We start from the raw sequence: 14016 nt of genomic DNA on the forward strand, positions 1-14016 counted from the left end.
GCGCCATGTGACGATTTGTCAATCTTCTTCGTGCATCGTCCAGGAAGTCACCCGCCGTACCGAGATACGGGCCCGCTGCACCGCAGGCATCCGCTGCACCCGCACCACCTGTCTGGCCTACGGCGCCGTATGGACCCACGACGGCACCGGCCAGGGTCCCTTCCTCTGCCTCAACTGCATCCCCGCCGCGAACGCCGAACGCGCCGCACGCGGGGCCGCCCCCATCCTCCAGGCCGTCCCCGGCGGCGTCCTCGCAGGCGCCCGCTACAGCGTCACCCTCTACAACGGCTCCGGGCCCGGCCGCCGGACGGTGACCTGCATGACCCCGCAGGAAGCACAGTTCACCGCCGAGACCGTCCGCCCCTCCAACAACACCGGCTACAACATCCACGTCACGACCACTCCGTAGCCCACCCCACCGCACCTGCCAGCCCGCCGCGCCGACCGGTCCCGTGCCCGGACACCCGTCCCGGCCCGGGGCCGCCTCATGTTCCCACCCTTCGCCGCCCGCCGCCGTCGAACCGCTCGATGCCGACTGCCGAGCTCGTCCATGCCCTCGGGCTCTTCGCAGGGCCACGGAACGGGTGCCCCTTTTTCATACCAGCGATCTGTGTGCCGTAGATCTGGTTGAGCCCTTCGTTAGATCGGGTTGTGTCCCTCATTGACCAGCGTCCGGTCGCGTGTAAAGGCCGGCTTCGCGGGCCGGCCGAGCCTGCCGAAACAGGGCTCGCCGATACCAGCAGTAGGCCCAACCCGTCCAGGGGGTCTGCTCCCGGCTCCCTGCTCGGGCTGGCGTCAACGCGGAAGCACATGCCTGCCGGAGTGATCATGGGTCGGCCCGTGCCTACCGTGATGTGGCATGCCAACCTTCTTACCGACTTCGGAGACCGGCAAGCGTGTCGGTCTCGCGGCACTGGTGGCGGCCATCGTGCTGGCCACCGGCCCGACGGCGACCGCGCAGGCGCCGGACTCGCACTCTGCTGTGGACTGCGGCACTCACGACCGGACCCGCCAGGTGCTGCGCAGCCTCACCGACCACCACGGCATCACCGGCGCCGCGGTCCTGGTGACCGATCCCACCGCGGACGAGCCCTGCGGGCGTTGGACCGAGACCGCCGGAACGGCGGATCTGCGCACCGGACGCCCGACGAACACCACCGACCGGCTCCGCGTCGGCAGCGTGACCAAGACGTTCACCGCGGCACTCGTCCTGCAGCTCGTCGCCGAGCACCGCCTCTCGCTGGAAGCCCCCGTCGAACGCTATCTGCCCGGCCTGCTCCAAGGGGACCGCCACGACGGCCGTCTGATCACCGTACGACAACTCCTGCAGCACACCAGCGGATTGCCCGACTATCTCGATGCTCCCGAATGGGAGCGTCCCGACCGGCTGCGGTACCGCCACTTCGAGCCGCGCGACCTCGTCACGCGTGCTCTCGAACTGCCGCGCCCGCAGGGCACCTGGCACTACGCCACCACCAACTACCTCGTCCTCGGCATGATCGTCCGCGAGGTCACCGGCCGTACCCCCGAGGCGGAGATCACCCGCCGCATCATCAAGCCCCTCGGGCTGCGCGACACCTACTGGCCCGGCGACGACACCCGCGTTCGAGGAGCGCACTCCCGCAGCTACTTCACCGACGGCGACGGCCGGCGCGTCGACGGCACCCCCTGGAACATGACCTTCGGCGGGGTCGGCGGCGCCCTCGTCTCATCACCGGCCGACCTGACGCGGTTCGCCGCCGCCCTGTTCGACGGCAGCCTGCTGCCCGCGGCCCAGCTCGCGGAGATGCGACGGACGGTGGAGGTCGACGTCGACCGGCTCTGGCCAGGCGCCCGCTACGGGCTGGGCCTGATCTCGACACCACTGTCCTGCGGCGGGACGTGGTGGGGACACGCGGGGACGGTGCCCGGCGGTCACCGGGCGCTGGTCGCCGTCGGTCCTGGCGGCCGGAGCGCCGCCGTCGCCCTGAACGAGGTGCCCGCCTCGCTCCAGGCCGAGTCCGCCTTCCTGGACCTCGTCGACACGTTGCTCTGCGAGGGCAGGCCTTCCGAGAGGACTCCCGCATGACTGGCTCCCCCTTCCCCGGCACACCGTCCCGTGCGGCTTCGTCCCCCACCTCCTCGGCCCGCGCGACTCCTTCCCCCGCTGCCCCGCCCTCTGCCCTCACCTGCCCCGCGACGGCGAGCACGGCCGGTCCGCGCGGTTCCGCGACCGGCGGCCTACGCCGGCTCGTGTCGCGCACCGCGGCAGGGGCCGCCCTGTGCCTGGTCTGGGCGCTCGCTGTCCCCGCGTCCGCCGCGGCAGAACCCGCCCGTGCGACCGCTGACCCGCTCGCCCGCTACTACCGACAGCACCTCGATTGGAAGAGCTGCCTGCTCGAACCCGACGGCGAGACCGGCAAGGAACTCCAGCAGGCGGGCGCCCGGTGCGCCGAGGTCACCGTCCCGTTGAACTACGAGGATCCGGACGGCCGTACGATCACCGTCGCGATCTCGCGGATCCGGGCCACCGACACGGCCCATCGCGCGGGCGCGCTGCTGCTCAACGGCGGCGGCCCCGGCGGGCGGACCATCGGCGACCCGCCGTGGGTGCGCGCGGCGATGAAACAGGTCGGTGAGCGCTACGACGTGGTGGGCGTCGACCCCCGTTTCGTCGGCCGCAGCACGCCGCTGGACTGCCATTGGCCCACTGGCTCCTTCATACGCGGTGCGGGGACGGACCGTTCGGGGTTCGACCGCGCGGTGGCGTTGGGGAGGGAACTCGCCGATCGTTGCCGGACGTCCCAGGGCGACGTCCTGCCGTACGCCACCACCCGGAACACCGCGCGCGACATGGACGTCATTCGCGCCGCGCTCGGCGAGCGCAGTGTCTCCTACCTCGGCTACTCGTACGGCACGTATCTCGGCCAGGTGTACGCCACGATGTTCCCCGGCCGCACCGACCGCGTCGTACTGGACGGCCTGGTCGCCCCCGACCGCTACAACCCACGGCTGTTGCGCGGCACGGAATCGGCCAACAGGCATGCCCTCGAAGGCTGGGCCACCTGGGCGGCCGCCCGCGACACCGCCTACGGTCTGGGCCGCACCGGGAGCGATGTGCTGGCGGCCGTGGACAGCGTCCAGACCGCGGCCGGACGCACGCCCCTGGTGATCGGCGACCACCGGGTGGACGAGCATCTGGTGCCCGTCGTCGTCCTCAACGGCCTCTCGCAGGACAACGACGCCGCCTACGCCGATCTCGCGCAGGCCGTACGGGACATGCGACGCGCCGTCGGCGGCCGCACGGTCACGCCCTCGCCGTGGCTGGCCGAAACGCTCGACTTCCTGCTGACCGGATCCGACTCCGCATACGGCAGTGCCCAGACAGCGATCCTGTGCGGGGACGCGTCCGCGCCACGTTCCCCCGAGGCGTACTGGCGCGACATCCAACACGCCCGCAAGCAGGACCCGTTGTTCGGTCCCGTCACCAACAACATCGGGCCGTGCGCGTTCTGGGACCCGCCGCGCGAGCACCCGACCACGATCCGCGGCGACCTGCCGGCCCTGCTCGTCAACGCGACCGGTGACCCGCGCACCCTCTACCGGAACGCGCAGACGGTGCGCCGCATGTGGCCCTCCTCCCGCCTGGTCACCCTCCGCGGCGCGGACCAGCACGCCGTGTACGGCGTGTTCGGTAACTCCTGTGTCGACTCGACGGTCAACACCTACCTCGCCACCGGCCGCCTGCCCGTCACGGACGTCACCTGCGACCGGTCAATGGGCTGAGAGGAGGAACGGCGGCCATTGCCACGGCAGGATCCGGCCTCCACCTCCAGACCCTGTCGTTTGGATCATCCCGGCCTCACAGGGCCGCTGAAGGGCCGCACCTCACAGCCAGCCTGATCCACGACAGGGCCTGGTCGGCAGAGCTTCGGCCACAGGCCACAGGCCACAGGAAAGCTGTCGCGGTACCAGCGCTGTGGGTTGGCGGTTCGTCCATTGCTGCACGTCAGATTGGACACTGCGCGTGTTGACGACGGACTCGGCAATCGAGAGGGTGAGTGCGTCCCAGACCGGCCGCCCCGTACGCCACCTCACGGAGGTCGAGACGTGCTGCCTCCGCCTCGAAGAGCGCCTCTAGGCCGTGTACTCCACGGCCGACGAGCTGCCCAACAGCTCGCGTGGGTAGAGATCTTGCTCCTGCGGAAGCGACAGGAACCTTTCGGCACGGTGGCATCAGGGTCCCGCCAGACCGGGGCCGCGGTCCACTGACTTCTCAAGCCCAGGAAAGAAAGACATGTCGCTCCTCAAGACCATCGACACCGATCCCTCCTCCGCGCCGCGGGAGACCGGCCCGCTCCCGGAACGCCTGATCTCCGGAAACCCCGTTTTCAAGACCTGGGCCCAGGACGTCGCCCGCGGGGAGACGATCCGTACGGGAGTATGGGAGGCAACACCCGGTGAAACGCGCTCGGTCAAGGGCGAAACCTTCGAGTTCTGCCACATCCTCTCCGGCATCGTCGAACTCACGCCCGAACGTGGCGAGCCGGTGGTCTACAGGGCGGGCGACAGCTTCGTCATGAAGCCGGGTTTTGTCGGTGTCTGGAAGACCATCGAGACCGTGCGCAAGATCTACGTGATCGTGATGTGAGGCCGGTGCCGACGCCGACGTGACCCGAACCTCGAAGGTCCCCGACAAGGGAGTCAACCGGTTCGACGCGAACGCCTGTCTCAGCGCCGAAGGCCACGTCCACGGTCGAACCGCGTCTCCATGTCGGTGCCGGGTGTGGCAGGCCCAGAGCCAGTTGGCGCGGCCGGGCTTCGCCCCTGCGGTCCCACTGGGGCGGCTCGCTACGCGAGGAAGCGCAACCGGACCTGACGGTTGGGATTGTCCCGGTTCGTGTCCACCAGGCACACCGACTGCCACGTGCCCAACTCCAGGCGTCCGTCGATGACCGGCAGGGTCGCGTTGGGGTGGGACGAGGGCCGGGAGGACGTGGTCGCGGCCGTGGCCGGGGCTGCCGTGGCGGTGCTGCCAGCGGTCGTCGGCGGGCAGGAGGGTGTGCAGGGCGGCGAGGCTGTGCGTCGCCGGATACGCCGCCCACCTGACCGGCCATACGATCGAGGTCCTCGACGAGGTCGTGAACGAGCCCGTCATCGCCTACCGGGAGGGCGAGGCGCCCCGGCTGGTCTCCGAGGTCGCCCAGGCCGAGCTTGGTCTGTCCGGCGATGACGCGGCCTGGCTTTTCTGGGGACGGCGAAGCCGCGAGGCGGCCCTCGCCGCCCGCGGCCAACTCGCCGATGGCGCGCCCCGCATCGACACCACCGCCGCAACCCTGCAGGCCGCGTAGCACTTCCCTCAGCTTGAAAAGCTGCTACGTCCCACGCTCTTGTCCTCGCACCCAGGGCCGCCGGCCGCGCCGACAGCCTGGCTGCAGCCGAGAACGAGGTCAACGGCCGCTGCACCGACGCCGGATGCCTGCCGAACCCCGCCCGCGCTGACACCCGCCGCGCCCCGTGCAGCCGACGGCCCGCCCCCACGCCCCTGGCCCCGCCCCTGCACGAGGGGGGGCCGCTCCGCTCTGATTCCGCGAATGAGGCGCCGAATCGACCTGCCGGAGGGAGGATCCGATTGGAGTTTTTCCTTCTTGATCATCTGACGTCCGGTCAAAGTTGACAGTGCCCGCCCCGATGCCGTGGTCAGCACTGTAAAGCGCACCGGATCACGCAACACCGCATTCTGCGAAGTGCCGCCCATCGACTCGCTTCGAGACCGCCGCCACGTCTCGGTCGATCGCGTGCCCGAGTGCTCCAGTCGACTGGCGCCCGTAGCGCGCCGCCATCAGCAGCGCAGGCCGACGATGCCCCAACTGCGGCGCTCCGCCTCCGTGACCACCTTTCCCCAGTCAGTGAGAAAGTCGGCAAACGATTCAAACGTCGTGATCCATCCGCCGGGCTCCGCAGCATGCTGGGAGAACGGCCCGCGCAGAACCTCCAGGTGGGGAGCCACCTGCTGCCACCATCCGGCGATCAACGGCACGTGATCGGGAGGACACCACAGAAGCAGGTCCGCCTCCCAGGTGCACGGCTGCTCCAAAAGCTCCGAACCGACCCCCGTGGTGTCCTCCAGACGGTGCCAGAACAGAGCGTCGTTGAACCGGTCCAAATTAACGCGGACCTTGGGCTCGACGAAGTCGCGCATGTGGTCCCAGCGGTGACCGGCCCAGAAGTGCGGCTTGTACGAACCGAGCGTGTTCCGAAAGGCGTATCTGCCGTACCAGCCCTCACCCGGCTGAGCGGACCACGACCAGCCATGCTCGAAGAGGTCGTCGCTGTGCGCCTCTCCGAAGGCGGCATTGATCAGCAACTCTTCCCGATCGCCGGGCGCTGCAGCCTCCACCCGCGGCCAGTCCACGATCAACACCTCTATCCCCACACCCACCACGCCAGCGTAGGACAGAAAAACGGGCGCTGATGTGACTGACTACGTCGCTGTCGGGGACCGATCCCGCGCTTCGGCGTCCGCCGTCCGTGCCCTGCTGCTGGCCCGCTCAGCGTCCAGCACAAGGTGCGTACCCACCTCGATCAGGCAGACCATCCGCACCTGGGGAAAGGAGGACTTGTCGCGGCCGCGGCTGTTGCCGGGGCGGCCGAAGGCTCGGCGGATACACCCAGGTGAGCAGCCCTAACCCCGATAACTCACCGCCATCTGCAGACACCCGAACCGCCCCCGGGAGCACTGCACAGCAGCGTACGCCCGCGAGCTAACGCAACGGCATTGGCCCTAGGCCGTGTCTCGTAACTCGCTGACTCGCACGTTCACGTGCCGTTCTGCGGCTGCCCTGGCTCCGGTGCGGTAACTTCGAGATATGTACACCGCGTTCCTCTCGCTCTGAACCTGGCTGGTTCGAACAGGCCACCCGGCGCCCTTTGAGGTTGCTGGAAGTCCGGCCTGTTGTTTGTGCTGCCCACGGGCAGCGGCATCTGATACCAGCCTGCAGAGAAGAGAACTGCCATGAGCACCACCCCTACCACCGTGCCGACTATCTGGACCCGTCGGCACACCCATGCCCTGACCAGCCTGGACGCCTACGCCGTCCTGGATGAACTCGAACCTCTGCGCCAGATCGTGGGCAATGCCCGCGTTGTGGCGATCGGCGAGGGCGCGCACTTCGTGCAGGAGTTCTCCCAGGTACGCCAGCGGGTGTTGCGCTTCCTGGCGGAGCGGTGCGGCTTCACCATCTTCGCTTTCGAGTACTCCTTCGCCGCCGCCGCCGATCTTGACGCCTGGCTCCGCGGCCACGACAACCGCCCGCTGGAGCAGGTGGCCCCGGCCGCAGCCGAGTGGGGAGCGGCCGACCTGATGGCCGGGTTGCGCGAGCACAACACCACCAGCCTCGCTCCGTTGCGGTTCGTGGGCGTGGACGTGCCCGAGGCCGGCGGCGCGCTGCGGCCGGTTCTGGAGCCGCTTGCAGACATCTTGGCCGCGACCGACCCGGAGTCCGAGGTACTGGCTCTCCGAGCCCTTGCGATCAGCGACGAGTTCCTGGCCGGACTCGGCTCGGGAGCCGCGGCGGCCCCGGCCTGGGCGGAGCTGCCGACCGCGTCCCAGAACGAGCTGACCGCACTCCTGGCACGCCTGGAGCTGCGTCTGGGCGCGGTGGGCCCGCTGATGACCGGTCGTGCCCAGGCCGGTCTGGTCCGCCGCGCCGAGCGGCTGCTGGCAGGAGCGCGAGCCACGGACCACATGTTCGGCGCGATGAACGACCTGTACGCGGGCAAGGGCAAGACCGCGGACTTGTCGGTGCGCGACCGCTACATGGCCGAGACTCTGGCCTGGCATCTGCGCGAGGCCGGTCCCGAGGCGAAGGCCGTGATCGCGGCGCACAACAACCACATCCAGAAGACTGCCAACGTCTTCGACGGACAGGTCACCGCGCTGCCGATGGGCCAGCACCTGGCGGGCATGCTCGGGACCGACTACGTCTCGGTGGCCGTCACCCACACCGACCAGTCCGTGCCCGAGATGGTCCCCGACCCCTCGGCCCCGGTGGGCTTCCGACTGCAGGACACCCCTGCGGCAGAGCCTGTGCCGGGCAGCATCGAGCACGCCCTGGAACAGGCCGAACTCGCCGACCAGGCCACGCTTACCGATTTGCGTCAAACCCCGCGCGATGCTCAGGGTGGGAGCCTGCTGGGCAGCATCCGTACTCAGTCATCGGCGATGCTCACGGACCTGACGGCTGCGTTCGACGCGGTGGTCTCGGTGCCCACCGTCACCCGGGACCTGACGGTCTCCTTCTGACCCGGCCCGCACCACCGAGTCGGGCGAACACCTGCGGCGTCACGCCGGTCCCGGTGTGCTGTCCTCACCCCGCCGCGCGGGGTGAGGACACGGTCGTGCCCTTCACACCTTGTCCTCGCGCCACCAGTACCTGACCGACCAGCAGTGGGAGCAGATCCGCCAGCACCTTCCAACAACGGCCGGTCGGCCCGGCCGCCCATTCGCAGACCACCGGCGCGTGCTGGAGGCGATCATCTTCCGCTACCGCACCGGCACCCCCTGGAGAGACCTGCCCCGAGAGGCCTTCGGGCCCTGGCAGACAGCCTGGGCGCGCCACCGCCGCTGGGCGGCAGACGGCACCTGGGACAGGGTGCTCGCCCTGCTGCTGGCCGAAGCGGACCAGGCCGGGCGCATCGACTGGACCGTCTCGGTCGACTCCACGATTAACCGTGCCCACCAGCACGCCACGAACACCACCAGACCCGAAAAGGACACCACCGCGACCAGCGCAAAGCAGGACCAGGAACCCGCCGGGCACGGCGTAGGCAGGAGCCGCGGCGGACTGACCACCAAGATCCATCACGCAGTCGACGGGGCCGGGCGCCCGCTGGCCGTGGTCGTCACCGCCGGACAAGCCCACGACGGCAGCACCCTGCCCGTCGTGCTCGCAGACATCCGGGTCCCCCGGTCTGCCGCAGGCAGGCCTAGGACCACGCCAGATGCGGTCCTGGCGGACAAGGCCTACTCCTCCCACCAGATCCGTGCGGACCTCGCAGCCCGGGGCATCCGGGCCGTGATCCCGGAGCGCGCTGACCAGCAGGCCAACCGGACCCGTAAGGGCAGCAAGGGTGGGCGTCCCCGGCACCTGGACACCGAGACGTACAAACGACGCAACGTGGTCGAACGCTCCTTCAACCTCCTCAAGCAGTGGCGAGGGCTGGCGACCCGTTACGACAAGCTCGCCGTCGTCTACCGAGGGGCAGCGGTCCTGGCCGCGATCGTGACCTGGCTACGACGGAGTTAAGAGACACGACCTAGGTGCGCTTGAGCGTGGGCATGAGGCGGAGGGCGTTGTCACGGTTGATGCCGCGGCGTTGACGGTTGGTGAGGACGGGGTCGGTCTCGACGGCTGGCACCGTGAAGCTGGTGATGATGTCGGCGGAGGCCGCCGGCCAGTCGGTGCCGAAGAGGATCCGGTCGGCACCGGCGGTGGCCACCAGCGTGGCCGAGGGGGCCAGCGGGCCCGCTGTGTCGTAGTAGAAGCGGTGGAGATAGTCCTGTACACGGGCAGCATCGAGGGGTGGGGTGCAGAAGCTTCCGAAGGCCTTCATGCGGGTGGCGATCTGAGGGAGGAACCCGCCAGCGTGTGGCAGGACGACTGACAGGTGCGGGTAGCGGTCGAGTGTCCTGGTACGGATCAGGTTCACGGCGGCACGCGTGGAATCCAGCAGGAAATCGCACATGAAGTTCGGGATTCCGGGGACGGTGGGCACGCCGGGTGGTCCGCCCGGGAGGTCGAGGGGGTGGGTGAAAAGGACCGTGGCGCGTTCGTCGAGTTCCGCGAGGAAGCGGTCGTAGGAGGGATCACCGAGGTAGATACCGTTGTAGTTGGCTTTCACGCTGACTCCAACGGCACCGAGCTTGTCGAAAGCGTGTTGGAGAGCCCACGTGGTCACGTCGGGATGGTCCAGGACAGCAGGGCCGAGGATCGCGAAACGGCCCGGGTGTGCGGCCACCAGCTCGGCCAGTGCCTCGAAGACGACAGTGAGGCCTTCCCTGGCCTGCGCGGTGGAGCGGTACCGGTCCTGCATGGTCGGGTTGAGGACCGCCGTTGCGATGCCCACCCGGTCCATCAGCGCCAGAGTGGAGTCCAGATCCCAGCGCGCCCACCACGGCAGTTCCTGCCGCCGCACCAGGCCCTCACGCTCGGCCCAATCGACCCATGCCGGAGCGGTGAAATGGTGGTGGACGTCAATCCTTGCCCGGCCGGCGTTGTCACCGCTCTGCGAGCCCTGCGACACCGCTTCCTCCCTGGCCAGAGCACTGGCCCCGCCCGTCGCGGCGACGGCGGTCGCCACCGCACCACCGGTGATCAGCAGACTGCGCCGACTCATGGCCTCGGTTGATTCCGGCATCCGCGTATCCCATCCATAGCTCCAGCTTGCTGCACCACGATGGCCCGGCGACGGGCCTGCGATCAGCACGGCGTGCCCTGTTCGAGGCCGGTTACCTCGGACGGACGCGGTCCAGAGGCCGAACACACTGCCCTCGCAGAACGCCTCGCCGAATGCCCCGACAAGCCCATCACCCTCGCCCGCTGAGACCGAGCGCGACGCCCCCCCCGCACTGGTGCAGTGCCAGTGCGGGCGGCGTGCGCCCTGGCGCGGCGACTCAGCGGGTGTCAGGGTGACGTCGCGTAGCCCGCTCCTGGTCGGAAGAAGGTCTGGGCGGTGTGCCAAACGGCGTGGTCCGTGCCGTGGAAGAACACGTTCAGGCGTCCGTGGCCGTCGGCCTCGACGACGGGCTCGCCGCCGATGTTCTGCGCGATTTGCTACCGAGTCCCAGGACATACCCGGCGTCGAAGGAACCGTCATGTTCTTGCCCTCCTGCTCTTGCCCCCGGAACTTGACCAGGGGAGCCACACCTTGGGTTTGTTCAACTGCCTTTCGCGGCCGCAGGGCAGGCGTGCCCCGCGGTTCCATGACGGGGCGTCACCGCCCCGGCGAGCCCCTGGTGAGGGGCTGGCAGGTATCACAGGTCCGCGTGAAGATTCGAGGCACTCGTCGGAGCGCTCGCCGGCTCCCGGCCTCGCCCGGGCGCTGCGGTTCGGCGGGTAGGACACTGATGGGCCGCTTTCTCATCAGCCGCACCATGGCCCTTACGGCGGTAGACGGTGCGCTCGCCGACCTGCGAGCCGCAGGGCGGCGCGCCATGCACAGACAGGCTGGCGTTCAGCGCTGGCCGGGTGCGACGGTGACGTTGGGTTCGCGGTCACTCCTCGGGTCAGCCCTGGCACGCTCTACAACCACATCCCCGACCTCCGCGACCCGCGGGCCTGCCGCTCCACCCCGGAGGTAGACGCACGATGACGCCCGAGCCCGAACCTGCCGAGAACGGCACCGCCCCAGCCTCAGCGGGCCGACCCGCCCGCCCCTTGAAGAGCGCGACGCTGGCCGAGCGAGGCTTCGACGGCTTCATACCGTTCGCCGACCTCCCCCACAGCACCGTCCCCGCCGGGAAGGGCATCTACGTCGTGCTGCGTCCCTCCGCCTCACCCCCGGTCTTCCTCACACGCAGCCCCGCCGGCCACCGCAAGGGCCACGACCCCACCACGACGACCGCCACCCTCAACAGCGCCTGGGTGCCCGGCGCCACAGTGGTGTACGTCGGCAAGGCCGCTGGCCGCCAAGGACTGAGCAAACGGCTCAACGCCTACCGCCGCCAGGGCCAGGGGCGCAATGCCGGGCACAGTGGCGGGGAGTACATCTGGCAGCTCGCCGACTCCGACACGCTCCTGGTCGCCTGGCGCACCGTGGCCGATCCGCCCGCCGGCCAAGCCGAGGCGGAGCTGATCGCGGAGCGTCTCCACAGCCATACGAATCGCCTCGCGGATCCGAAGGTCCACGGTTCCGTCTTGTGCCAAGCCGGAGAAGTGCCGCGCAGAGCGCGGGCAATCACGCAGAACTGCTGCTACGAGCTGCGCTGCCTGGCCCGACAGAGAGCGCAGCCAGGGTGCGATTCGGTCTTGGGCCCTCCATTGGTCCCACGCAGCGTCCCAGGTGCACATCGTGCGGGCCGATTCGTCGAGAAGGTCCCAGTCGTCCTTGGCCTCAGCGAAATTCGCGATGGTGTGTAGCCAGACAGCGGCTCGGGCAGCTTCAGCGAACTGGACACGCCGTGTTCCTCGGCCATCAGCATGGTTGGCCATTGCCTTGAAGAGGCGGTCGCTCCCTTGGCGGTTGCGGGACAGCCAGGGCCTGCCTGTTCGGCCGGGAGCCCGGTCAGTGTCCGGACGTACAGCTCATAGTCTTCAGGATGGTCCGCGATCAGTTCGAGCAGGGAAGTCACCGCTGCCGGATCACCGGTACATGTCCGTTCCCACAGCCGCTTCGCTTGTTCGGCCGGAGGTTCCGCTGGTTCAGTGAGCTCGCGGTTGATCAGGTCGCGGAGGTCTTGGATGCTCTGTGACCTCTGCTCGGGGTCGGGGTGTGTGGCAATCCGGGTGACGTTCCTCCAAGGGCCTGGATCAGGCAGGAGCTGGACGTTCATCTGCGGATACTTGCCTGTCAGCGCCCACGCGATGACGCGCCCGATGCCGTAGATGTCGGCGGCTGGCGTGGCTTCGTGCGCCGCAACGAAGAGTTCAGGCGCCGCGAAGCCCTCCGTGCCGATCTCGAAGCGGGTACGCCCGGCCTTCGTGGTCTGACCTCTCGGCCGCCGGACAATACCCCCAGTCCGCGAGGGTCCATCGGCTTTCCAGCAGCAGGATGTTGGAGGGCGCTGTCACGTTGTTGGGGACGTGGGTGTCTGATGGGGTGCCAGGGTGTGGCTGGCCCAGGCGTCAGCCTTGGCTCAAGCTGTGGTGGGCTGGCCGGCGGCGGCCTGTGATCTGATCCCAGATCGCGAAGCGGTTGATCATCTCGGTGCGGTGTTCGGTGGCGTTCATCAGGTGCCGTCGGGGTCGGAAGTGGGGTGAGATGCCGCTGAACGCGGAGAGGAACCGCTGGGCTGCGCCGGTGCCGCGGAAGCCTTTCATTGCCCGTTCGCGTTGCCTGGTTGGCTGGTGGCTGTTCTCCGCCCGGTTGTTCAGGCCCTTGTGGGAACGGCGCTCGACGGAGGGCATGACTTCGCGGTGGGCCGCCCTGTAGGAGCGGAGCTTGTCGGTGATGATCACCCTGGGCACCGTGCGGGTCTTCTTCAGGAGCCTGCGGAAGAAGCGTCTGGCCGCGGTCTTGTCCCGCTGGTTCTGCACCAGGATGTCCAGCACCATGCCGTCCTGGTCGACAGCCCGCCAGAGGTACTTCTGCTCGCCGTTGGTCTTGATGAAGACCTCGTCCAGGTGCCACTTGTCACCAGGCCGGGGCTGGCGGCGGCACAGCGAATTGGCGTACTGCTGCCCGAACTTCATGCACCAGCGGCGGATGGTCTCGTAGGAGACGATCACGCCGCGCTGGAGCATCAACTCCTCGACCTCACGGAAGCTGAGGGGGAACCGGAAGTACAGCCACACGCAGTGGGAGATCACCTCGACCGGGTACCGGTGCCCTATGTACTGCGGCGACGCGCTCCCCACGGACGATCCCCCTCCACCATGATCAACCCGGAGATCATCCCACCCGCTCAGCCAACGTGACAGCGCCCGCCACTGCCCTCAGGGAGTAGGTTCAGATTTGGGGAGCGTGCCGTCCGCTCGCACCCCCGGCACGCCTGGAGTTCGGTGAGCTCCGCTGAACCGCATACATACGGGGGGCTGTTGTGAGCCAGATGCTCTATGGCGAGCGGTCGTGGAATCCGCTGGCGCGCACCGTCGAGTTGACCGAGGCCGGCCTACGCCGGGGCAGCAGAACCACGCCGCTGGGCGAGCTGAACCTCGCCGCCATGGCCGAGGCGTTCCAGCGTGGCTGCTGGCTCGGGGGCGGCGGAACGGAACGCCCGCTGGAGCAGCTGGCGGCCGGTGCCGGCGTCGGGGCGGGGGGGGGGGGGGGGGGGGGGGGAAGAAAAGGGGGGAGGGGGGAGGGGACAGAAGTTGCGGT

At 69.1% G+C, this 14016-nt stretch carries 11 protein-coding genes and 1 pseudogene; 8 read left to right on the forward strand and 4 right to left on the reverse strand.

From position 1 onward, the window contains the following. Nucleotides 1-7 precede the first annotated feature (7 nt). From AC067M_RS39990 to AC067M_RS40005, 4 genes are all read left to right on the forward strand, one after another. Nucleotides 8-409, forward strand: a complete 402-nt coding sequence (locus tag AC067M_RS39990; RefSeq protein WP_478701928.1) for a hypothetical protein — start codon at nt 8-10, stop codon at nt 407-409. Between the two features lie 450 nt (nt 410-859). Next, nucleotides 860-2068, forward strand: coding sequence for a serine hydrolase domain-containing protein (locus tag AC067M_RS39995; RefSeq protein WP_478701929.1), 1209 nt, complete (start codon nt 860-862; stop codon nt 2066-2068). Further along, complete coding sequence (locus tag AC067M_RS40000; protein WP_478701930.1) at nt 2065-3765, forward strand: alpha/beta hydrolase; 1701 nt, start codon at nt 2065-2067, stop codon at nt 3763-3765. The genes AC067M_RS39995 and AC067M_RS40000 overlap by 4 nt, the downstream gene beginning before the upstream one ends. Before the next feature lie 511 nt (nt 3766-4276). After that, nucleotides 4277-4630 (forward strand): cupin domain-containing protein, encoded by a 354-nt coding sequence (locus AC067M_RS40005; RefSeq protein ID WP_478701931.1) that lies wholly within the window; start codon nt 4277-4279, stop codon nt 4628-4630. A 200-nt stretch (nt 4631-4830) separates the two neighbouring features. Here the strand turns inward: AC067M_RS40005 and AC067M_RS40010 are convergent. After that, nucleotides 4831-5056, reverse strand: a pseudogene (locus AC067M_RS40010) (YjbQ family protein); the annotation flags it as partial. Here AC067M_RS40010 and AC067M_RS40015 point away from each other — a divergent pair. Continuing rightward, complete coding sequence (locus AC067M_RS40015; protein ID WP_478701991.1) at nt 5040-5330, forward strand: hypothetical protein; 291 nt, start codon at nt 5040-5042, stop codon at nt 5328-5330. The pseudogene AC067M_RS40010 and the gene AC067M_RS40015 overlap by 17 nt on opposite strands. 491 nt (nt 5331-5821) lie before the next feature. Here the strand turns inward: AC067M_RS40015 and AC067M_RS40020 are convergent, their stop codons facing one another. Continuing rightward, nucleotides 5822-6394 (reverse strand): hypothetical protein, encoded by a 573-nt coding sequence (locus AC067M_RS40020; RefSeq protein ID WP_478701932.1) that lies wholly within the window; start codon nt 6392-6394, stop codon nt 5822-5824. A 600-nt stretch (nt 6395-6994) separates the two neighbouring features. Here AC067M_RS40020 and AC067M_RS40025 point away from each other — a divergent pair. Continuing rightward, the gene (locus AC067M_RS40025; protein ID WP_478701933.1) at nt 6995-8284 is read left to right on the forward strand and encodes an erythromycin esterase family protein; all 1290 of its coding nucleotides are present in this window, start codon (nt 6995-6997) and stop codon (nt 8282-8284) included. A gap of 109 nt (nt 8285-8393) precedes the next feature. Then, nucleotides 8394-9287, forward strand: coding sequence for an IS5 family transposase (locus AC067M_RS40030; protein ID WP_478701934.1), 894 nt, complete (start codon nt 8394-8396; stop codon nt 9285-9287). 10 nt (nt 9288-9297) lie between these two features. On the opposite strand, the gene AC067M_RS40035 is transcribed toward AC067M_RS40030, so the two are convergent. Next, complete coding sequence (locus tag AC067M_RS40035) at nt 9298-10398, reverse strand: amidohydrolase family protein (protein WP_478701935.1); 1101 nt, start codon at nt 10396-10398, stop codon at nt 9298-9300. A 950-nt stretch (nt 10399-11348) separates the two neighbouring features. Here AC067M_RS40035 and AC067M_RS40040 point away from each other — a divergent pair. Beyond that, nucleotides 11349-12119 carry a GIY-YIG nuclease family protein gene (locus AC067M_RS40040; RefSeq protein ID WP_478701936.1) on the forward strand — a complete coding sequence of 257 codons (771 nt, stop codon included), beginning with the start codon at nt 11349-11351 and terminating at the stop codon, nt 12117-12119. 705 nt (nt 12120-12824) lie between these two features. Here AC067M_RS40040 and AC067M_RS40045 read toward each other — a convergent pair. Next, on the reverse strand, nt 12825-13556 hold the full coding sequence (locus AC067M_RS40045; RefSeq protein ID WP_478701937.1) for an IS6 family transposase: 732 nt from the start codon (nt 13554-13556) through the stop codon (nt 12825-12827). Nucleotides 13557-14016: the final 460 nt, after the last annotated feature.

Source organism: Streptomyces sp. NPDC043427 (genome assembly GCF_056436655.1).

Bases quoted from the DNA above. Each gene is read 5' to 3' on its own strand.
- AC067M_RS40035 (WP_478701935.1), bottom strand. From the start codon at position 10,398: ATGCCGGAATCAACCGAGGCCATGAGTCGGCGCAGTCTGCTGATCACC.
- AC067M_RS40025 (WP_478701933.1), top strand. From the start codon at position 6,995: ATGAGCACCACCCCTACCACCGTGCCGACTATCTGGACCCGTCGGCAC.
- AC067M_RS40000 (WP_478701930.1), top strand. From the start codon at position 2,065: ATGACTGGCTCCCCCTTCCCCGGCACACCGTCCCGTGCGGCTTCGTCC.
- AC067M_RS40040 (WP_478701936.1), top strand. From the start codon at position 11,349: ATGACGCCCGAGCCCGAACCTGCCGAGAACGGCACCGCCCCAGCCTCA.
- AC067M_RS39995 (WP_478701929.1), top strand. From the start codon at position 860: ATGCCAACCTTCTTACCGACTTCGGAGACCGGCAAGCGTGTCGGTCTC.
- AC067M_RS40005 (WP_478701931.1), top strand. From the start codon at position 4,277: ATGTCGCTCCTCAAGACCATCGACACCGATCCCTCCTCCGCGCCGCGG.